Genomic DNA, 21,076 nt, shown 5'->3' with positions numbered 1-21,076 from the left:
AGACGGCCCAGTTGGGTGGGCCGGGTGGCAGGGGGTCAGCCTTCGACGCCGAGCCTCTCCAGGATCAGCTCGCGGACGCGGCCGGCGTCGGCCTGCCCGCGGGTGGCTTTCATGACTCCACCGACAATCGCGCCAATGGCCTGTACCTTGCCGCCACGGATCTTCTCCGCGACGTCGGGCTGGGCCGCCAGTGCGGCGTCGATCGCTTCCAGCAGGGGGCCGTCGTCAGACACAACGGCGAGGCCGCGCTTCTCGACGATCTCGGCCGGCGTGCCTTCGCCGTCGAGCACACCGTCGAGCACCTGGGAAGCCATCTTGTTGTTGATCTTGCCGCCCTCGACGAGCTTGTTGAGCTCCACGATGATTTCCGGCGTGACGCCGAGTTCGGAGGGGTCGACGTCGGCCGTCTTGGCACGCCCGACGATCTCACCCATCCACCACTTACGGGCCACGGAAGCGCTTGCACCGGCTGCGATGGTTTCCTCGATCGAGTCCATGACGCCGGCGTTCACGACGTCGCGGAACTCCAGGTCCGAATAACCCCAGTCAGCCTGGAGCCGCTTGCGGCGGGCCGCGGGCGGCTCGGGCAGCGTGGCACGGAGTTCCTCCACCCACTCACGGGACGCGACCACCGGAACCAGGTCCGGCTCCGGGAAGTAGCGGTAGTCGTCAGCGTCGGACTTCGCCCGGCCCGACGTCGTCGTGCGCGTGTCCTCGTGCCAGTGGCGCGTTTCCTGGATGACCGGCTCACCGGAGTCAAGGACCGCGGCGTGGCGCTGGATTTCGTAACGGACAGCGTGCTCGACGGCGCGCAGCGAGTTCACGTTCTTCGTTTCCGAACGGATGCCGAAACGTTCGCGACCGTGCGGACGCAGCGAGACGTTGGCGTCGCAACGGACGTTGCCGCGTTCCATCTTGGCATCGGAGACACCGAGGTTCTTGACGATCTCGCGGACGGCGGCGACGTAGGCCTTTGCGAGCTCGGGCGCACGGCTGCCGGCACCCTCGATCGGCTTGGTCACGATTTCCACGAGCGGAACACCGGAACGGTTGTAGTCCACCAGCGAGTAGTCGGCGCCCTGGATTCGTCCGGTTGCGCCGCCCATGTGGGTGAGCTTGCCGGCGTCTTCCTCCATATGTGCGCGCTCGATCTCGACGCGGAACACCGTGCCGTCCTCAAGTTCGATGTCCAGGTAGCCGTCGTACGCGATGGGCTCGTCGTACTGCGAGGTCTGGAAGTTCTTGGGGGTGTCCGGGTAGAAATAGTTCTTCCGGGCAAAGCGGCAGGTCTCGGCGATTGTGCAGTTCAGGGCGAGGCCGATCTTGATGGAGGACTCCACGGCCGCCTTGTTCACCACGGGCAGGACACCCGGCATGCCAAGGTCCACCTCGTTGACGTTGGTGTTCGGCTCGTCGCCGAAGACATTCGGGGCGGAGGAGAACATCTTGGTCTTCGTGTTGAGCTCCACGTGGACCTCGAAGCCAAGGACGGGATCGTACTTCTCCATAGCCTCTTCGAAGCTGAGGATGGCGTCGGTAGACATCAGTTGGAACCTCCGGCGATGGTGGTGCTGGAACCAAGAACGGGTGCCTGCGCCAGTAATGGGCCGCCCCATTTCTCTTCGAGCAAGGATTCAAGGACGGCACCCACGCGGTACAGGCGGGCGTCCTCGCGGGCGGGTGCCAGCAGTTGGATGCCTACCGGCAGTCCGTCTTCGTCAGCCAGGCCACCCGGCAGGGACAGGCCGGGAATGCCGGCCATGTTCGCGGGGATCGTCGCGACGTCGTTGAGGTACATGGCCAGCGGATCGTCCAGCTTCTCCCCCAGCTTGAAGGCCGTGGTGGGCGCCGTGGGCGAGATCAGCACGTCAGCCTGCGCGAACGCGGCGTCGAAGTCGCGCTGGATGAGCGTGCGGACCTTCTGGGCCGAGCCATAGTAGGCGTCGTAGTAGCCGGCGCTCAGGGCGTAAGTACCCAGAATGATGCGGCGCTTGACCTCTTCGCCGAAGCCTGCGGCGCGGGTAGCGGCCATGACACGTTCGATCGTCATGGGGCCGTCCTCGGGCAGGACGCGCAAGCCGTAGCGGACGCCGTCGAACTTGGCCAGGCTTGCTGGAGACCTCGGACGGCATGATCAGGTAGTAGGCGCCCAGGGCGTACTTGAAGTTGGGGCAGGAAACCTCGACGATTTCCGCGCCGGCCTCCTTGAGCAGCTCAAGGGACTCGTTGAAACGGTTCTCGACGCCTGCCTGATAGCCCTCGCCGTGAAGTTCCTTGATGATGCCGATCTTCATGCCTGTGACGTTGCCCGTCTTGGCCGCGGCAACGAGGTTATCGAAGGGATCGGTCAGCGAGGTGGAGTCGAAGGGGTCGTGCCCGCCGATGACTTCCTGCAGCAAGGCTGAGTCCAGCACAGTCCGCGAAACGGGGCCGATCTGGTCCAGCGAAGACGCCATGGCAATGGCACCATAACGGGACACTGCACCGTAGGTGGGCTTCATGCCGACCGTGCCGGTCACGGCGCCGGGCTGGCGGATGGATCCGCCGGTGTCCGTGCCGAGGGCCAGCGGAGCCTCAAAAGCTGCGACGGCGGCCGCGGAGCCACCGCCGGAGCCGCCCGGAATGCGGTCCAGGCCCCAAGGGTTGCGGGTGGGTCCGTAGGCGGAGTGTTCCGTGGAGGACCCCATGGCGAATTCGTCCAGGTTGGTCTTGCCCAGGATAGGCATCTTGGCGGCGCGCAGCTTCTTGATGACCGTGGCGTCGTAGGGGCTGTGCCAGCCCTCGAGGATCTTGGAGCCGGCCGTGGTGGGCTGACCGATGGTGACGATGAGGTCCTTGACCGCGATGGGAACGCCAGCAAGTTCGTGCAGCGATTCAGCTTCGGCACCGCCGGCGGCGCGGATCGCGTCCACCTCGGCGGCGACGGCGAGGGCTTCTTCGGTATTGACGTGCAGGAAGGCATGGATGCCATCAGCCCCGCTATCTACAAGGGCGATGCGGTCCAGGTACGCCTGGGTGACCTCGACGGACGTGACCTCGCGCGCGGCCAGCTTGGCAGCCAGCTGCGCAGCGGACAGGCGGATGAGTTCGGAGTTGTTCAATTCAGTCATTCGCTTAGCCCTCATCCAGGATTGCCGGCACCTTGAAGCGGTTCCCGTAGGCATCCGGAGCCCCGGACAACGCCTGCTCGGCCGTGAACGTGTGGCCCACAACGTCTTCACGGAACACATTGCTCAACGGAATCGGGTGGGACGTGGCCGGAACATCCTCTCCGGCGGCTTCGCTGACGGACTTCACCGAATCCACGATGACGGCAAGCTCGCCGGCCATCCTGTCCAGCTCTTCGGCACTCATTTCAATGTGAGCCAGACGCGCAAGATGCGCGACGTCGTCACGGTTGATCGCAGCCATGGATCTCCCCTGCAAAGTTCAAATGGTTTTCCGGACTAGTCTACGTTGGTTGAACGACGAAGAACGCGGGGTCACTTACGGCCCATCCGGAGGTCCGGAATGGGCCGTAAGTGACCCCGCGTTGCTTGGTTACCCGATGCCGATGGCTCCTGTCAGCATGCCGACTGCGAGCATCACGATGGAGATGACCGCGGTGCGCCACAGGACCTTTTTGTGGTGGTCGCCTAGTTCCACCTTGGCCAAGGAAACCAGAAGCAGGATCGCCGGGACCAGGGGCTCTGCAGGTGGAAGGGCTGGCCGGTGATGGAGGCCCGGGCCATTTCGGCGCCGCTGATGCCGTAGTGCGCGGCGGTTTCGCTCAGGACCGGCAGGACGCCGAAGTAGAAAGCGTCGTTGCTCATGAAGAAGGTCATGGGGATGCTGAGCAGGCCGGTGATGACGGCCATGAACGGACCGAGTTCAGCGGGGATGATGTGGACCAGCCACGCCGACATTTCCTTGACCATGCCGGTGCCGTTGAGGACACCCGTGAGGACGGCCGCCGCCATGACCATGCTGACCACGGCCACGATGGACGGGGCGTGGGCAACCAACTGCGCACCCTGCTCCTTGACCTTGGGGAAGTTGACCAGCAGGGCAATGGCGGAGCCCACCATGAAGACGTAGGGCAGCGGCACAAGGTTGGCCACGAGCATGATCATCACTGCGACGGTGAGTCCGAGGTTGAACCAGAAGAGCTTCGGGCGCAGGGTCTTGCGGTTGGGATCGAGTGCAGTGTCGGTCAAACCGGTGTCGTAGACGTCAACCAGGGTTTCGGTGCTTTCCAGGACTACGACGCCGGCGCCTCCACCGGTGGCAGGCTTAGCGGCGGTGCGGCTCAGGCCCGAACCGCGGTGACCAGTGCCGCCGTCGAACATGTCACCTGCGTCCGCGACGTCGCCCCAGATCTCGGGGGCCGTGGCGCGGAGGCGGTTGCGTTCCTGCAGGCCCAGCAGCCAAGAGAACACGAAGACGACGACGAGGCCCACGATGAGGGACGGAACCATCGGTACAAACACGTCGTTGACGTCGATCTTGAGGGCGGTCGCGGCGCGGGCCGTGGGACCACCCCACGGCAGGATGTTCATGGTGCCGTTGGCCAGGCCGGCCACACACGTCAGGACCACGGGGCTCATCTTCAAACGGAGGTAGACGGGCAGCATCGCCGCGGTGGTGAGGATGAAGGTGGTGGAGCCGTCGCCGTCGAGCGATACGGCGGCGGCCAGGACGGCGGTGCCGAGGACCACCTTGGCGGGGTCGTTTCCCAGCTTGCGGAGGATGAACTTCACCAACGGGTCGAACAGTCCGACGTCGATCATGAGTCCGAAGTACACGATCGCGAACATCAAGAGTGCGGCCGTGGACGTCATGGACTTCATCGAATCCATCACCATGCTTCCGATGCCAAGACCGGCGCCGGCAAACAGACCGAAGATAGTGGGGACGATGATCAGCGCCAGAACGGGCGTCAACTTCTTTGTCATGATCAGGACCATGAACACCGCAATCATTGCGAATCCAAGCAATACCAGCATAGCCGGCTCCTTACTACAGTGAACGGCATCACGTCGATGTGATGCGCGATACAGACCGTATAGTGGCGGCGCTCACAGAGATGTGTTTGCGGTATTTGATGGACATAGTGCTGATTGAGAGCATTTTGCTCATTGTGCTCAGTGTTTGAATTGATAGAGGCTTCACTTGAGGAGACCCGACAACCACAGCGCCGCTGCTGCCCTGATCCAGCCGGCCTACCCCAGCCGAAAGGAGGCAGGATGCCCCGGCTTGCCCTGCGGTTCTCGACGCAGACCCTGCTCCTTCAGCTCGGCGTCGTCCTCTTGGTGGTGCTTCTCAGCGGCACTGTCCACGCATGGCTCGTCTACGGGCGCGTCGGAGCGGAGGCCGAGAACCAGGCGCTCACCTTGGCGCGTACCGTGGCCTCGGACCCGGCGATCCGCTCGGAGGTCCAAGCCATCAGCAAGGAGGCGGGCACACCCCCGCCCGCAGTGCTCGCGGCCGGACCCATCCAGGCGGCCGCCGAGGCCGCCAAGAGCCGTACTGGCGCCCTGTTCGTGGTTGTCACGGATGAGACGGGCCTGCGTTTGGCGCACCCGGACCACATCCGGCTCGGCGAACGGGTCAGCACGGATCCCTCGGCTGCCCTCTCAGGAAAGGAAGTCACCACCCGTAACACCGGCACCCTCGGGCCGTCCGCCGGTGCCAAGGTGCCGGTCTTTGCGCCGGGTTCCGCTGCAACGGTGGTGGGTGAAGTCAGCGTGGGTTATTCCATGGAGTCGCTCGGCCAAAGCCTGGCCGAGGACATTGTCCCCATTGCCCTGACCGCTGCCGGCGCGTTGCTTGCCGGCGTCCTGGCGTCCTTTCTCCTGCGCCGCCGATTGCAACGCTTGACGCTGGGGCTCGAGCCCGAAGAGATCAGCACCTTGGTGCATGACCAAGTGGCCGTGCTTCAGGGCGTGGACGACGGCGTGATCGGCATTTCCGCGGACGGCCGCATCACGGTCTTCAATGCTGCGGCGCGGCGGTTGCTGGGCTTCCCGGAAGCATCCGGAACGCCCGGCTCGTCCGCGACGGCTGACGCCACCGATGGACATGTCCTGACCGGCACCGGCTGGGCAGGCACCGACTGGGCTTCATCCGCGGTTCCGGCGCAATTGAAGGCTCTCACCGAACCGTCGTCCCACGACGCTGAGGCTGTGGAAATTGTCGCCGGCGGCCGGGTCCTGGTCGCCAATGCCCGCAAGGCGCTGCACCGCAAAGAGGATCTCGGCTGGGTGGTCATGCTCAGGGACCGCACCGAACTGCAGCAACTCACGCGCCAGCTCGACGCCGTGGGCACCATGTCAGCTGCGCTGCGGGCCCAGCGCCATGAGTTCGCGAACCAGCTCCACACGATCGCCGGCTTCATGAGCATCGGCCAGCACGGCAAGGCGAAAGACTACCTCGCCACGATCTCCGCCACCGGGCCCTTGAAGTTCCCGGTGCAGCAAGCCGAGCTCCTGCAGGATCCTTATCTGCAGGCGTTCCTCGGCGCGAAAAGCGTGGAAGCGGACGAGCGGGGCGTGGCGTTGCGGATCGGTCCCGAAACCCTCGTGCGGGGCCGCATCACCGAGCCGCAGGATGTCACCACGGTTCTTGGCAACCTGATCGACAACGCGGTCAACGCCGCCGTCGCCGGCTCTTCGACGCAGCGCTGGGTAGAGCTGGAGTTGCTCGACGAAACAGGGCCCGACGGCGGTACGCTGCACATCGTCGTTGCGGACTCGGGCGACGGCCTCGGCAATATCGAGCCCGAGCGGGTGTTCGCGGAGGGATTCACGACGGCGGAGTCCCCGAAAGACGGGTTGGTGCACGCAGGCGGGCACGGCTTGGGGCTTGGACTCGCGCTGGTCCGGCAACTCGCCCGGCGTCGAGGTGGCGACGTGCGCGTCCTGGAGACCGGCTCCCCCGGTGGGCCGGGCGCCGTGTTCATGGCCACGATGCCGAAGGTTACCGGCACACCGGACGACGCCCCGCGAGCGGAACCACCATCAGCCGAACCCTCCGCAGCAGCCGGACCGAAGGAAGGACACCAGTGAGCGAAGACTTCAGGGTGTTGATCGTGGATGACGACTTCCACGTCGCCAAGCTCCACGCCGCCTACGTTGACTCCGTGGCAGGTTTCATGGCCCTCGCACCGGTGGGATCCACCGCGCAGGCGCTGCAGGCCGTGCATAGCCTCCGGCCCGACCTCGCGTTGCTGGACGTCTATTTGCCGGACGGATCGGGGCTGGATCTCTTGGGGCAGCTCGACGTCGATGCCATGATGCTGACCGCGGCTTCTGACGCCATGTCCATCAAAACGGCGCTGCGCCGCGGGGCGTTGGCCTATCTCCTGAAGCCGTTCACCGCTGAATCACTCTCTCAGCAGCTGCGTTCGTATGCCAGATACCGGCGGATTCTGGGCCAACAGCATGGCGTGGACCAGGACACGATCGAACGGGCGAAACGCGCGCTCATCGCCGTCGACGTCGCGCCCTCCGGCAAGCCGCGTTCGGCGACCGAAGCATCGGTGTTGGAATCCTTGGCACCGGGGGAACAATACTCCGCGACGGAAGTGGCGGAACGGGTGGGTGTCTCTCGTGCCACGGCGCAACGGTACCTGTCCTCGCTGGCCGATGATGGCGCCGTCGAGATCCAATTGCGCTACGGCACCACGGGCCGCCCGGAACACCGTTACGGCATCCCCGCGCGAACTGGCAGCAGATGACCTTTCCAGGCGATTTTGCGGGCATCAGCTGCCAGTTCGCGCAAGGGCTTGGGCTACTTAGGCGCTCTTCTGGGCCACCAGCTCGATTTCGACCAGCATTTCCGGATCGAGGAACGGCAGGACGTGGACCAGGGAAAGGGTGGGACGGATCTCGCCGAAGACCTCGCCGTGCGCGCGGCCGGCGTCTTCCCACTTGCTGATGTCGGTCAAGTACAGCTTGGACTGCACGACGTCCTCGTACGAGAACCCTGCGTCGGCCAAGACCACTTCGAGCTTTTCGAGGATGTATTTGGTCTGCGAGTAGAAATCATCGCCGACAATGCCGTCTTTTCCGTCAACGACTCCAGAGGCGGCCGTCGCTGAAATGAAGAGAGTGTTGTCCACCTGGACCGCGCGGGAGTATCCGAGGGTCTGTTCCCAGACCGAGCCCGTGCCGAATGTCTTACGCATGCCGCGCCTTTCCTCTTGCTGCGCCCGGCCTGGCGACCGGGGGGGTACGAGGAAACTTTATGGCTGACGGACGTCCTGCCGGTAAACGAACAGCTTTATGTCGGTTCCGGGAACGAACCAGTCACGCTCAGGCTTCCGTTCAAAACCGGTCTTTGCGTACAGTGCGTTGGCGCTCTCCCATGTGGCGCCTGTGGTGAGGGAAACGGCGTTGATCCCTTCAAGCGAGCGGGCCTGCTCGACGACGGCCTGCACCAGCGCGCGTCCCGCGCCGGAGCGCTGAACCTCAGGGTCGACCACCAACGTGCGCATTTCGAGTTCGTCCGACAATCCGATATCCGAAAAGTCCCCGCCCGCCTTGGCAGAAGTGACGGAGCCGATGATCCTGCCGTCGCGCTCTGCGACGAAAACGTCTGCGTGCCGGGCACGGCCTGCCACGTCGCGGAGCTTCTCCAAGTACGGGTGGTCGGGGCTGCCGTAGTAGCCGGCGGTCACGTAGGAAGCCATCGTGATGCTGGCTACGGCGTCGTAGTCTTCGGGTAGGGCGGGACGAACGGTAATCTGCGAATGCACTGATCCATGGTAGTCGCGTTCACGGGACCCGGGGCGCCAAAAGGCCGTTTCAGTGACCGAACTATCACCCGGGGCTACAGCGGGAACTTGCCTGAGAGTTCCAGGGTTCCTGCGCAGGTCCAGGCTTCTAGCCGGTCCGCATCCGTGGGACCGCCGTCCAGCGGGCTGGTGAGCCGTGGGCGGCGGACCCAGCAACCGGCTTCCTCCGCGATCAGGGCACCCGCCGCGTAGTCGTGTTCGTTGAGTCCGCGCTCTCCGAAGGCATCGTGGGTTCCATCGGCCACGAGGCATAGATCCAACGCAGCGGAGCCAAGCCGGCGCAGATCAGCGAAGCCCTCCATGAGGCTCCCGAGTCCGGAGAACTGTTCAGTCCGGGTGGCGGGATCGTAGCTGAACCCGGACGCCACGATCAGTCCCGTGCGCCCCAGCAACGGTCCGCTCAGCTGGGTCCGCTGCCCTTTTTCTTCCAACCAAGCCCCGCGGCCGCGGGCGGCAGAGTAGATCCGCCCAAGTGCAGGGGCGTTGACCACCCCGGCCAGCCAGACGCCGTCGGCATCCGCGACCGCCACAGACGTGGCGTAGTAGACGATGTTCCGGATGAAGTTGGTGGTACCGTCCAGCGGATCGATGGACCACCGGTAGCCGCTGGGCGACTCAGGCACGGTGGTGCCGTGCTCTTCGCCAGTGATGGTGTCGTGTGGGCGGGCCGAGGTGATGACGTCCCGGACCGCGTTCTCGGCTGCGACGTCGAAGGCCGTCACCCAATCGCCCGCATCGCCCTTGTTCACAAGGCCTAGATTCGCGACGCCGACACTCCCCGCCGCATCGGCCCCGACAGGCCGGCCAGCGAGTACCGCTGCCCCTGCCGCAGCTGCTGCATGGGCTACCCCGAGGAGCTCCGTAACGTTGGCCGTCATTCTGCAGCCTCCAACGCGCCGTCGAGCAATGCCCTGAAGCCGTCCTCGTCCAGCACACGGATACCGAGCTGTTCGGCCTTATCCAGCTTGGAGCCTGCGTTCTCCCCCGCCACGACGTAACTGGTGTTCTTGGAAACCGAGCCGGCTGCCTTGCCACCTCTGATGATGATGGCTTCCTTGGCTTCGTCCCGGCTCAGTGTGGGTAGGGAGCCCGTCACCACGATGGTGAGGCCTTTCAGGTTCCGCTGGATACCGGCGTCGCGCTCATCAACCATGCGCACTCCGGCAGCCGCCCAGCTGTCCACGATTTCCCGGTGCCAGTCCACTGCGAACCATTCCTTGAGTGCAACCGCGATAGTCGGCCCCACCCCGTCTACGTCTGCCAGCTCTTCCTCGGAAGCGGCGCGGATGGCTTCCATGCTCCCCAGCGCCGTCGCCAGTGCCCGGGACGCTGTGGGGCCCACATGCCGGATGGACAGTGCCACCAGGACACGCCAGAGGGGCTGGGTCTTGGCTTTCTCGAGTTCTTTGAACAGCTTCTCCGTGGTGGCCGTGGGTTTGGACGGAGTCTTGGCGGTGGCCTTGGAGTAGAAGTACGGCACCAGTTCGAAGACGCCGGTGCCGACACCCTTGGAGCGCTTTTCGCGGCGGATCATGACGTCCGCCAAGTCCTCCGGGGTAAGGCTGAACAAAGCGGCCTCGCTGCGCAACGGCGGCGTTTCCGGCTCCGCTGGCTGCGTGAGGGCGATGGCGGCTTCCCATCCCAGGGCCTCAATGTCGAAGGCGCCCCGGCTTGCGACGTGGAAGACACGTTCGCGCAGCTGCGAGGGGCAAGAGCGTGCGTTGGGGCAACGGATGTCCACGTCGCCTTCCTTCGCAGGAGCCAAGGGCGTGTGGCACGACGGGCATTCCGTGGGCATCACGAACTCCCGCACGGGCGGATCCTGCTGGTCCCGCAGCGCGAGAACGGGCCCGACGATCTCCGGAATGACATCGCCCGCTTTGCGCAGCACCACGATGTCGCCGATCATGACTCCCTTGGCCTTGACCACGTCCTGGTTGTGCAGAGTGGCCATCTCCACCGTGGAGCCGGCCACCTTGACAGGTTCCATCACGCCGTAAGGCGTGACGCGGCCGGTGCGGCCAACGTTGACCTGGATGTCCAGCAGCTTGGTGTGGACTTCCTCAGGCGGGTATTTGTAGGCCACCGCCCAACGGGGCACGCGTGAGGTGTAGCCGAGGGCCCGCTGCGTCGCGAAGTCATCGATCTTGACCACGATGCCGTCGATCTCGTGCAAGAGATCATGCCGGTGTTCACCGAAGTGCTTGATGAAGTTCAGGACTTCCTCGAAGGAGCCCAGGACCTTCAGGTAGGGACTCACGGGCAGACCCCACTGTTCCAGCAGCTTGTAGGTGCCGGACTGGCTGGTGGAATCAAGTCCTTCGCGCGCGCCGATGCCGTGAACGAACATCCGAAGCGGACGCTTGGCCGTTTCCGCCGGGTCCTTCTGGCGCAATGAGCCCGCCGCAGCGTTGCGCGGGTTGGCCAGAGGCGCCTTGCCGGCCTCGATCAGTGCCTCGTTGAATTCCGCAAAAGCCTTGGACGGAATGAAGACCTCACCGCGGATCTCCACCTCGGAAGGAAAACCACTTCCGCTCAGCTGGCGCGGGATCTCCTTGATGGTGAGCACGTTGTGGGTGATGTCCTCGCCCGTGGTCCCGTCTCCGCGCGTGGCGGCACGCACCAATTTCCCGTCGCGGTAGAGCAGGTTCACGGCCAAGCCGTCGATCTTCAGCTCCGTCAGCCACTCGATGCGGGCGGCCGAAGTGCCCAGCTTTCCCACGGAAGCCTCGGCCTTGCGGACCCACGCTTCCAACTCGTCCAGCGAAAAGACGTCCTCCAGGCTGTACATCCTCTGAAGGTGCTCGACGGCGGCAAACGCGGCAGACACTTCGCCGCCCACTTCCTGAGTGGGCGAATCGTTGGACACGAGCTCCGGATGCAGGGCCTCGAGTTCCTCAAGGCGGCGGTACAGGGAGTCGAACTCGGCGTCCGAAACCGTCGGCGCGTCTTCCTGGTAGTACGCGTAGCGGTACTTGCGGACGAGGTCCGCCAGGGTTTTCGTACTCTTCCCGTACGGACTCGGCCGGAACTGCGGTTTCGCTCTCTGCTGTGCTCACGTACCTATCTTGCCGCAAACCCACGACAATTTACCGCCCTCAGAGGACAGCGAACAATCAGTGCGAGAAGCGGTTCCGGCTCCACAAAGCGAAGGCGATGCCGCCCGCTGCGACCAACAGCACGCCGCCCATGATGGCGATCACGCCGAACATGTCCGCTCCCGGCCCTTTAGCGCCGCTCACGGAGGCGGCACTGGGTCGCCCTGGAGCCCGCTCTGGACGGGGGTATTCCAGTTGGAGGACGCCGACGGCGAGGCGCTGCTCGCCGTCGCACTCGCCGATGGCGTAGCCGCGCTGGAAACGGTGGGAGCCTCCGACGGCGCGACGCTGGGTTGCGCTTCAACGGTCACCGGTGTCACGGGGTCCGCCGCAGGAGCGGGCACAACGGGTGCGGGGGCCACGGGGGCGGGAACCACGGGAGCCGGTACGACGACGGGTGGCGTGGAAGGCGCGGGATCAACCACTTTCGGCTGGGTCGGCGTGGGCTCAGCGGGTGCTGGATCCGGGACCGGGGCCGGGGTAGGGGTCGAATGGCTATCCTGGGGAGCCAAAACGGTCTCGGCATGCGCCGAAACCAGCGGGAAAGCGCACATCGCCACAGCCATGGCAATGCCCGCGAGGGCAACGGAGAACGGGCGTCGCACGGCGGTACGGGTGGCGCCGCCAGAGCGCGCGGAAATGCGTTGGGTCATGTTTACCTCTGCAGGACGGCCGGGCCGCCCGGAGTTGGGGTGGTATGACGGGAATCTTCCTACATAGTCCGGGCGTGTCGCAAATTCCGTCCGCGGAGAACGCCGCCGGAAGGAGCGACCACCGGTACCTTCGGTCTCGCGCTAGGCGATCCGTGCGTCCACCACGATCGCTGTGATGTTGTCCCGTCCGCCGCTGTGCAGCGCAGCCTCAATGAGCGCATCCACTGCGTCCTGCGGGTGGGCAACCGCGCTAAGGATCCGGGACAAATGCTCGTCGTCGAGTTCCCCGCTGAGCCCGTCCGAACACACCAGCATCCGGTCCCCGTCCATGAGGGGCAGCAACCAAAAATCGGCCTCGGTCGCGTCTCCCGTGCCCAGTCCCCTGGTGACTACGTGGCGTCGCGGGTGAACGGCGGCCTCTTCACGCGTGATGGTTCCGGCATCCACGAGTTCCTGGACCTCCGAATGGTCCACGCTGACCTGGTTGAACAGGCCTTGGCTCAGACGATACGTCCGGGAGTCTCCGATATTCATGACCAGCCAGTAGGGGACGCCCAGTTGTTCAACGACCACGACGCCGGAAAGCGTCGTTCCAGCGCGGGCGCCGGCAGCGCTCCGGATCCGGGAGTCGGCGGCAAGGATGCACTCTTGCAGGGCAATCGCCGTCGCCGATCGGACGCCTGGAGCCAACTGCGGCGTGTTCCCCAGCGTTTCCACGCACAAGCTGCTGGCGATCTCGCCCGCCTCGTGCCCGCCCATCCCGTCAGCCACGGCGAAGACCGGATCCATCGCGATGAGCGAATCTTCGTTGTGCTCCCGGAGGAGTCCACGGTCCGTCCCGTACCCACAGCTCAGCATCAAGCCTGGTTCAGGGCCGGTCTCTGTTGACGCGGCGGGCTGTGAAATCATTTTTGTCCTTGGTTGAAGGCACGGGCGCCCCCGTGGACTCGAGGGCTGCGGAGATGACTATGCCACCAACCGAGAGTCAACTCCAACGCTGGCAGCCCGTGGATCAGTCGAGGACCAGCCCTTTGCCAAGTCCCCGGGCAAGCCGGACGGGAAGGATTTCCCCGAAGCCACGAACGTTCTCGGCCGTCTGCGGTTCCAACACGAAGCGTTCGTCTTCGCCCAGCGCTGCTGCCGTCATCTCGTCCACGAGGACCGTGCCGGGTTCAGCCAAAGCCGTAAGGCGGGCCGCGAGGTTGACGGTGGGGCCGTAGATATCGCCGAGCCGGGAAAGGATGCGTCCCCAGACCATGGCCACCCGGGCCTCCGGGAGGATTTCGTCTTCCGTGAAGGCCTGGGCGAGCGCCAAAGAGATCTCGGCACCCGCGGCCGGCGTCTCGGCGATGTAGAGAACTTCGTCGCCGACGGTCTTGACCAGGCGCCCGCCACCGATGGAAATGATCTCGGCGCACTTGTTCTCGAAACGCTGGACCAACTGCGCCAGGGTCTTTTCGTTCATGCGGCGGGACAGGCTCGTGTAGGAGACAAGGTCGGCAAAGCCCACGGCGCGCGCCAGAGGCAACGGGGCGTCGTCCTCGTCGCCTTCGCGGCCGGCCTCGCTGGCCTGCAAACCTGCCTCTGCACGGACGGCCAGGCGCTGCACACCGGCGTTCATCTGGCGGCGCCATGAGTAAAGCAGGATCTCTTCCATGGCATCCACAAGGTTGGGCAGTTCATTGACCAGCTGCTTGCGGGCAACGGCATCGGGAATGCCTTGCTGCACCACCATGTCCTCGATGAGTGCCTCGACTTGCCACACCACCATGCGGTCGGTCATCTGGCCGATGGCACGCGTCACGGAGATGGCAGCTTCCTCGGTGAGCTTTCCGGCACGCACGAGGTCAAGGATGGTGGTAAGCGCGGCGAGGTCGCGCTCAGTGAACGCGACGTCCTGGTCGCCGAAATTGGGGAAACCCAGCGCCCGCCAGAGTTTACGGGCTGACAACAGCGAGACGCCTGCGCCCGCCGCCACTTCGCGTCGCCGGAGCTTGCGTTCGCCGCCCAGAAGCCTCGTTTCCAGGGCCTTGATGGCAAGCCGTTCTGATGACAGGGCGCCGGTCGGCGGGGGCACGGCGGGGAGGACCCCCGATGGTGCTTGGTCCACGGAAGGTTCGGGCACGGCGCCGGGCTCATGATCCATGTACTCAGGCTCCTGCTCGTCAACGCTCATCTCTTCCACCTTCTCTCATATCCCAGGGCAACGCGGCATCCGGGTCGCCCGGAAAACCGGGAAAACCGCCAAAATCGCCAGGCTCCGGCACACCGCCGGGGCCGAACCTGACATTCGTCGGAAGCTCGGCCATGGCATCCAGGATGAAACTTCGGAACTTGCCGACCTCCGGGACATCCGCGAGAACGGCCGCGCCGGGATGCCCGGTATCCAAGGATATATTCCCGGAGCGCAATATCCGTTGAAGCATCGATTGTTTGATCCCCACGCTGCGCACCGCGGCCAGCGGAAGCTGCCAGTCGCCCCGGCGAAGCATTCCGAAACGGGCAACTATCCGGCCGCTTGTCAGGATGTACCGTATGCCGCGCCAGCGGAGGAATCGCGGGAGACAGTAGCCAAGCAGCACGATCGCCACTATGGCCAGGCACGCCGCCACCAACCATTGGGTCCAATCACTCGTGATGACCGGAAGCAACTTGCCCGGTCCGCCCTTGACTATCCATGCACAGCCGAAGGCCGCCGCAGCGGGACCAGGATGAACGCCAGGACGGGACCAAAAAGCATCCTGGGCTGCTGCCGCGTGATCACGATGACTTGCTCCCCACGCAGGAGCTCTTTACGCATAACCGCTTTCGGTAGCCCTCAGGTGGACGACGTCGCCGGCGGTCACGACGTGCTCGCGGCCACCATGGTCCACCACTAAAAGGGAACCATATTCATCCAGCCTGGACGCATGCCCCACCAGTTCATGATCGCCGGGCAGATGGGCTTTTACTTCGCGTCCCAAGGTGATCATGACAGCTTCTACCCGCTTGTGCAGGGAAGATCCGCCGGCCAATCCCGCTGTAGGGTCGCCGTCGGCATTGCAGAAACTGCGGTAGAGCGCTGCGAAACGGGACAAGTAGTTCCGCAGAATCACGGTGCGGTCCGTGGTGGTGGCACCCTCAAGGAGGAGGGACGTCGCCGTCGGGACCGGCAATTCATCCTCGCTGAGCGTCACGTTGAGGCCGGTACCCAGGATCACGGCCGGAACGGATCCGTCCCCCATCGGCCCCATCTGGGCCAGGATGCCGGCGATCTTTTTGCCCCGCACCAGCACGTCATTGGGCCACTTGATCTCGGCAGGCAGACCGGCAGTTTCCAGGAGGGTCTCACGCAAGGCCAGCGCTCCCAGAAGGGACAGCCACGAGTAGCTCTGGGTCGGGACGGGGAGGCCCCGGGAATTCACTGGACGCAGCACGATCGACACGGAAATCGCCGAGCGCGCGGGAGATTCCCAGTGACGGTCGAGACGGCCACGCGCGGCCGTCTGGTGCTCAGCGGTGAGGACGGCGAGGTCGGCCCACTCCTTAGGCTCCGTGGTAACAGCACGGATCAGGTCCGCGTTGGTGGAGCCGGTGGTCTCGACGATCTCCAGGTGCGAAATACCGGCGGCCGCGAGGAAGTCGGGGTGAAGCAGGGCATCACGGTCCAGACCCAAGCGCGGGGCACGTGGTTCGCTGCTGGCAGGCTGTTCGACGTCCATAGACAGAATCCTATCCAGCCAAGCTGGTCACGGACGAAGATGTCCGCCTACAGGAAGATATCCGCCACCAGCTTCTCCTCCGGGGCTCCCAGACTGTAAGGCGTGAAGTCTGTGACTCCCGCGTCCCTGAGAACTTGTTCGTCGGTGTAAAAGTTACCCGTTGATCCGACGCCGGTCAGGACTGCATGGGCAGCATCTGCCATGATTTCCGGACCTCGGGCGGCCTGGACGATCTGTTCCCCACCAGGCATGTTTCGGATGGCTGCGGTGTCGATCAGCGTGCAGGGCCACAGGGAGTTGACCGCCACGCCGTCGTTCTTCAGTTCTTCGGCGAGGCCCAGCGTGGTCAGGCTCATGCCGTATTTGGCCATGGTGTAGGCCAAATGCGCGCCGGCCCATTTCGGGTCCAGGTTCAGCGGCGGGGAAAGAGTCAGGATGTGGGCGTTGCCGGACTTCCGCAGCGCAGGCAGCGCGAGCTTGGACAGCAGGAAGGTGCCGCGGACGTTGATGTCCTGCATGAGGTCGAAGCGCTTCATGTCGATCGCGTCCGTGCGCGAGAGATCGATCGCCGAGGCATTGTTGACCACGACGTCGATCCCGCCGAAGCGTTCGACGGCGGCGGCAACCGCCGCGGCAACATCTCCGTCGTTCCGGACGTCTCCCACGAGAGGGAGCGCTTGGCCGCCGGCGGCCTCCAACTGTTCGGCGGCCGTGAAGACTGTTCCTTGCAGCTTGGGGTGGGGCTCCCCGGTCTTGGCCATGACGACGATGTTGGCGCCGTCGCGGGCCGCGCGGGTGGCGATTGCCAGGCCGATGCCGCGGCTTCCGCCCGACATCAGGATGGTGCGTCCCTTCAGTGATCCCTGTGCCTGGTAGGGGTGGGGTGCCTGGAAGGGAAGGGCAGGGCTTGCAGAAGCGTCGTTGCTTGAGGTCATGAGGACACTGTAACCGAAGGATGTTACCGGCGAGTAACATCGCTCGATGCTCGACTTGAAGTCGGAAAATTGTAGGGTTTCTACAGCGGTCTGTTGCTTTTGCGTCATTAGACTAGCCACCAGGGCCCGCACTTTGTACGGAAGCTACTTAAGAGCGCACGCCTAACAAAGCAGTGCCAGCGTAAATCAGCTACAGAGCCGGAGACATTTGATGAGCCACGATCTGACAACGACAGCGGGAAAGATTGCCGACTTCCGCGACCGCCAGGCCCGTGCAGAACAACCCTCCGGCCCCGAAGCCATCGAAAAGCAGCATGCGCGCGGCAAGAACACAGCCCGGGAGCGCATCGACATGCTGCTTGACGAGGGCTCGTTCGTGGAATTCGATGCCTTGGCCGTTCACCGCTCCACTGCTTTCGGCATGGAGAAGAAAAAACCTCTCGGCGACGGCGTTGTTTCCGGCTACGGCACCGTTGATGGCCGGCTTGTAGCGATCTACAGTCAGGAATTCAGCGTCTACGGCGGTTCCCTGAGCCAGGTAAATGGCGAGAAGATCGTCAAGGTTCAGGAATTCGCCCTCCGCAACGGCTGCCCCGTGGTGGGCATCAACGACGGCGGCGGCGCACGCATCCAGGAAGGCGTCGCCTCGTTGGCCATGTTCGCGGACATCTTCCGCAACAACGTCCACTCCTCCGGCGTCGTCCCCCAGATCTCCCTCATCATGGGCCCGTGCGCCGGTGGCGCCGCCTACTCCCCCGCCCTCACCGACTACGTGGTCATGGTCGACAAAACCTCCCACATGTTCATCACCGGCCCTGACGTGATCAAGACCGTCACCGGCGAAGACGTGGACATGGAAACCCTCGGCGGCGCACGCCAGCACAACGCCACCACCGGCACCTCCACCTACCTCGCCAGCGACGAAGCCGACGCGATCGAATTCGTCCGCGAGCTCCTGGACTTCCTACCTTCCAACAACCTTTCCGAGGCGCCGGTCCTGGAGCACGAGCAGGAACTCGAGATCGACGACGACGATCTAGCCCTGGACACCCTCATCCCCGACTCGTCCAACCAGCCCTACGACATTCGCAAGGTCATCGAGCAGATCGTGGATGACGCACATTTCCTCGAAATGCAGTCGCTCTACGCCCCCAACGTGATCATCGGGTACGGCCGCATAGAAGGCCATACCGTTGGCATCGTGGCCAACCAGCCCATGCAGTTCGCCGGAACGCTGGACATCTCCGCTTCGGAAAAGGCCGCACGCTTTGTCCGCCACTGCGACGCCTTCAACGTTCCCATCATCACCTTGGTGGACGTGCCCGGCTTCCTGCCCGGCAAGGACCAGGAATTTCCAGGGCATCATCCGCCGCGGAGCCAAGCTGCTGTACGCCTACGCCGAAGCCACGGTGCCCAAACTGACGGTCATCACCCGCAAGGCCTACGGCGGAGCGTACATCGTGATGGGCTCCAAGAAGCTCGGGGCCGATCTCAACCTGGCGTGGCCCACGGCCCAGATCGGCGTCATGGGCGCCCAAGGTGCCGTCAACATCCTGTACCGCCGCGATCTTGCCGCTGTAGCCGAGGCTGGAGGCGACGTCGAAGGCAAGCGTGCCGAGATCATCCGGCAGTACGAGGAAGAACTCCTCAACCCCTACCAGGCCGCTGAACTGGGTTATGTGGATGCTGTCATCGCGCCGTCCGAGACGCGCCTGCAGATCATCAAGGGCCTCCGCGCCCTTCGCGACAAGCGCGCCAGCCTGCCCACGAAGAAACACGGAAACATCCCGCTGTGACCGCCGAACAGAACGATTCCGTGGCCGCCGAGCCGTTGCTTTCGGTGGTCAAGGGAGACCCGACGCCGGAAGAGCTCGCGGCGCTTACCGCCGTCGTCGCCTCCCTCGGATCGCCGCAGGAAGCCGAAGCTGCACCACCCAGCACGCGCCAGTGGCTGCGGCGGCAGCAACTACGCCTGGATCCCACGCCGGGGCCCGGCGCTTGGAAGCGCAGCAGGGGCTAAGTCCCCACCGCGTCCCTAACCTCGCTCCGCTCGGCCAGGGAACCCTCGGCGGCGGAGGCCCCTGCTTTCGAGGGAAAGTGCAACAACCCTTTCATAAGTGGGCGGGCGCCGTTAAGCTCGTTGGGTGACTACTCCTAACACAGCTCCGGCACGCCTCCAGACTGCCATCGATGCGGTCGCCGACGCCTACACCGACACCCTCCTTGCCCTCAACCCGACCCTCGCCACTACGCTGGGGCTGCCCGGGCACGAGTCCGAATACCAGGACTTCTCGCCCGCCGGCGCTGCGGCCTTCGCCGAGGCGGCACGGAAAACCCTCGACGAACTGGCCGCCCTCGAGCCGGCGGACGCCTCGGATGTCATCACTCTCGACGCGATGCGCGAACGGCTCGGCCTGGCCCATGGAGATCCACGAGTCCGGCTGGGATGCCGCGGATCTGAACAACATCGAGTCTCCGGCGCAGATCATCCGGGCGATCTTTGACCTGATGCCTACTGACACCGCCGAGCAGTGGGAGCACATTGCGCGCCGTGCGGCCAACATTCCGGCAGCGATCGACGGGTACATTTCCTCACTCCGTTCCGCCCGGGACGCCGGCAAGGTTTCCGCGGTCCGCCAAGTCAAGACAGTCATCGAACAGACCAGCAAATATGCAGCCGAGGACGGCTTCTTCGCCAAGCTGGCCTCCGAAGCCGCCATCGCCGGCCAGCCGCTGCCCACCGAACTGAAGGAACAGCTCGACGCCGGCGCCGCCGTCGCGCGTTCCGCTTACGCTCGCCTGGCCGCCTTCCTCGAGACGGAACTTGTGCCTGCCGCCCCCGAAAAGGACGCCGTGGGCCGCGAGCGCTATGCGTTGGCCTCCCGCTTGTTCCTCGGAGCAACCGTGCGACCTGGAGGAAACCTACGCCTGGGGTGTGGAGGAGCTCGAAAGGCTCATTTCCGAACAGGAACGCGTTGCGGAGCAAATCAAGTCCGGCGCTTCCATCGAGGAGGCCAAGGCCATCCTCGACAACGATCCCGCACGGCAGATCAAGGGCACCGATGCCCTCGAAGCCTGGATGCAGGAACTCTCCGACCGTGCGGTAGCTGAGCTGGCCGACGTCCACTTCGACATCCCGGACATCATGAAGACGCTTGAATGCCACATCGCGCCCACCGACGAAGGCGGCATTTACTACACCGGACCCTCGGACGACTTCTCCCGGCCCGGCCGCATGTGGTGGTCCGTCCCAGCCGGCGAGGACACCTTTACCACCTGGGCCGAAACCACCACGGTCTTCCACGAAGGCGTGCCGGGGCACCACCTCCAGGTGGCCACAGCCGTCTACCAACGCGGGCTCCTCAACAACTGGCGGCGCAACGCGGTCTGGGTCTCCGGTCACGGGGAAGGCTGGGCCCTCTACGCCGAGAAGCTCATGCTGGAACTTGGCTACCTCAAGGACCCGGGCGACCACATGGGCATGCTGGACATGCAGCGCATGCGTGCAGCCCGCGTGGTGTTCGACATCGGCGTCCACCTCGAGCTTCAGGTTCCGGAGCGTTGGGGAAGCGGCACATGGACGTCTGAGAAGGGCTTCGAATTCCTCAAGGCCAACCTCCCCATCAGCGCAGGCCAACTCCAGTTCGAATTCACCCGCTACCTCGGCTGGCCAGGGCAGGCTCCCTCTTACAAGGTGGGGCAGCGGCTGTGGGAGGAGATCCGGGCCGAACTCGAACGCCGCGACGGCTTCGACCTCAAGTCCTTCCACACGGATGCCTTGAACATCGGGTCGGTTGGCTTGGACACGCTCAAGCGCGCTTTGCTGGGGTAAGTAGGCTGTTACTTTCCCCACACACCGCCCGGGAATAACTTCACAAATTGGTGGATTAACGGCGAATTCACAGGCCTCTTT

At 64.6% G+C, this 21,076-nt stretch carries 15 protein-coding genes and 5 pseudogenes; 5 read left to right on the top strand and 15 right to left on the bottom strand.

Annotated features, from left to right (window positions below):
- Window positions 1–35: 35 nt before the first annotated feature.
- From gatB to ACF0H6_RS19245, 4 genes and pseudogenes are all read right to left on the bottom strand, one after another.
- Complete coding sequence (gene gatB / locus ACF0H6_RS19260; protein WP_395251062.1) at window positions 36–1,544, bottom strand: Asp-tRNA(Asn)/Glu-tRNA(Gln) amidotransferase subunit GatB; 1,509 nt, start codon at window positions 1,542–1,544, stop codon at window positions 36–38.
- Window positions 1,544–3,110, bottom strand: a pseudogene (gene gatA, locus ACF0H6_RS19255) (Asp-tRNA(Asn)/Glu-tRNA(Gln) amidotransferase subunit GatA). Before gatA ends, gatB begins: the two are co-directional and overlap by 1 nt.
- A 4-nt stretch (window positions 3,111–3,114) precedes the next feature.
- Window positions 3,115–3,411 (bottom strand): Asp-tRNA(Asn)/Glu-tRNA(Gln) amidotransferase subunit GatC, encoded by a 297-nt coding sequence (gene gatC / locus ACF0H6_RS19250; protein WP_395251061.1) that lies wholly within the window; start codon window positions 3,409–3,411, stop codon window positions 3,115–3,117.
- 129 nt (window positions 3,412–3,540) lie between these two features.
- Window positions 3,541–4,985 (bottom strand): annotated as a pseudogene (locus tag ACF0H6_RS19245) (CitMHS family transporter).
- Window positions 4,986–5,225: 240 nt separating this feature from the next.
- On the opposite strand from ACF0H6_RS19245, the gene ACF0H6_RS19240 reads away from it, so the two are divergent.
- Complete coding sequence (locus ACF0H6_RS19240) at window positions 5,226–7,046, top strand: ATP-binding protein (protein ID WP_395251060.1); 1,821 nt, start codon at window positions 5,226–5,228, stop codon at window positions 7,044–7,046.
- Window positions 7,043–7,717, top strand: coding sequence for a response regulator (locus tag ACF0H6_RS19235; protein ID WP_395251059.1), 675 nt, complete (start codon window positions 7,043–7,045; stop codon window positions 7,715–7,717). The genes ACF0H6_RS19240 and ACF0H6_RS19235 overlap by 4 nt, the downstream gene beginning before the upstream one ends.
- 57 nt (window positions 7,718–7,774) lie before the next feature.
- On the opposite strand, the gene ACF0H6_RS19230 is transcribed toward ACF0H6_RS19235, so the two are convergent.
- From ACF0H6_RS19230 to ACF0H6_RS19180, 11 genes and pseudogenes are all read right to left on the bottom strand, one after another.
- A complete protein-coding gene (locus ACF0H6_RS19230) occupies window positions 7,775–8,167 on the bottom strand; it encodes a RidA family protein (protein ID WP_395251058.1) in 393 nt (130 codons plus the stop codon).
- Window positions 8,168–8,224: 57 nt separating this feature from the next.
- Window positions 8,225–8,737, bottom strand: coding sequence for a GNAT family N-acetyltransferase (locus ACF0H6_RS19225; RefSeq protein WP_395251057.1), 513 nt, complete (start codon window positions 8,735–8,737; stop codon window positions 8,225–8,227).
- Window positions 8,738–8,811: 74 nt separating this feature from the next.
- Window positions 8,812–9,654, bottom strand: a complete 843-nt coding sequence (locus ACF0H6_RS19220; protein ID WP_395251056.1) for an inositol monophosphatase family protein — start codon at window positions 9,652–9,654, stop codon at window positions 8,812–8,814.
- Window positions 9,651–11,853 (bottom strand): annotated as a pseudogene (gene ligA, locus ACF0H6_RS19215) (NAD-dependent DNA ligase LigA). The gene ACF0H6_RS19220 and the pseudogene ligA overlap by 4 nt, the downstream one beginning before the upstream one ends.
- Before the next feature lie 39 nt (window positions 11,854–11,892).
- The gene (locus ACF0H6_RS19210; protein WP_395251055.1) at window positions 11,893–12,018 is read right to left on the bottom strand and encodes a hypothetical protein; all 126 of its coding nucleotides are present in this window, start codon (window positions 12,016–12,018) and stop codon (window positions 11,893–11,895) included.
- The gene (locus tag ACF0H6_RS19205; RefSeq protein ID WP_395251054.1) at window positions 12,015–12,527 is read right to left on the bottom strand and encodes a hypothetical protein; all 513 of its coding nucleotides are present in this window, start codon (window positions 12,525–12,527) and stop codon (window positions 12,015–12,017) included. Before ACF0H6_RS19205 ends, ACF0H6_RS19210 begins: the two co-directional genes overlap by 4 nt.
- 141 nt (window positions 12,528–12,668) lie before the next feature.
- Window positions 12,669–13,436 carry a PP2C family protein-serine/threonine phosphatase gene (locus tag ACF0H6_RS19200; protein WP_395251053.1) on the bottom strand — a complete coding sequence of 256 codons (768 nt, stop codon included), beginning with the start codon at window positions 13,434–13,436 and terminating at the stop codon, window positions 12,669–12,671.
- A 103-nt stretch (window positions 13,437–13,539) separates the two neighbouring features.
- The gene (locus ACF0H6_RS19195; RefSeq protein WP_395251052.1) at window positions 13,540–14,703 is read right to left on the bottom strand and encodes an adenylate/guanylate cyclase domain-containing protein; all 1,164 of its coding nucleotides are present in this window, start codon (window positions 14,701–14,703) and stop codon (window positions 13,540–13,542) included.
- The gene (locus ACF0H6_RS19190; protein WP_395251051.1) at window positions 14,693–15,109 is read right to left on the bottom strand and encodes a PH domain-containing protein; all 417 of its coding nucleotides are present in this window, start codon (window positions 15,107–15,109) and stop codon (window positions 14,693–14,695) included. Before ACF0H6_RS19190 ends, ACF0H6_RS19195 begins: the two co-directional genes overlap by 11 nt.
- Window positions 15,110–15,319: 210 nt before the next feature.
- Window positions 15,320–16,228: a biotin--[acetyl-CoA-carboxylase] ligase gene (locus ACF0H6_RS19185; RefSeq protein WP_395251050.1), complete on the bottom strand. Its 909-nt coding sequence runs from the start codon at window positions 16,226–16,228 to the stop codon at window positions 15,320–15,322.
- Between the two features lie 47 nt (window positions 16,229–16,275).
- Window positions 16,276–17,163 (bottom strand): SDR family oxidoreductase, encoded by an 888-nt coding sequence (locus ACF0H6_RS19180; RefSeq protein WP_395251049.1) that lies wholly within the window; start codon window positions 17,161–17,163, stop codon window positions 16,276–16,278.
- 211 nt (window positions 17,164–17,374) lie between these two features.
- On the opposite strand from ACF0H6_RS19180, the pseudogene ACF0H6_RS19175 reads away from it, so the two are divergent.
- The 3 genes and pseudogenes from ACF0H6_RS19175 (at window position 17,375) to ACF0H6_RS19165 (ending at window position 20,995) form a co-directional block, all read left to right on the top strand.
- A pseudogene (locus tag ACF0H6_RS19175) lies at window positions 17,375–18,959 on the top strand (acyl-CoA carboxylase subunit beta).
- On the top strand, window positions 18,956–19,183 hold the full coding sequence (locus tag ACF0H6_RS19170; RefSeq protein ID WP_395251048.1) for an acyl-CoA carboxylase subunit epsilon: 228 nt from the start codon (window positions 18,956–18,958) through the stop codon (window positions 19,181–19,183). Before ACF0H6_RS19175 ends, ACF0H6_RS19170 begins: the two are co-directional and overlap by 4 nt.
- A gap of 124 nt (window positions 19,184–19,307) precedes the next feature.
- Window positions 19,308–20,995 (top strand): annotated as a pseudogene (locus tag ACF0H6_RS19165) (DUF885 domain-containing protein).
- The last annotated feature ends 81 nt before the right edge of the window (window positions 20,996–21,076 follow it).

It is taken from the genome of Arthrobacter sp. NA-172 (assembly GCF_043952055.1).
In the GTDB taxonomy this organism is placed as follows: Bacteria; Actinomycetota; Actinomycetes; order Actinomycetales; family Micrococcaceae; genus Arthrobacter.
The sequence above is the reverse complement of the archived record's forward strand: the minus strand, read 5'-3'. Positions and strand labels throughout refer to the sequence as shown.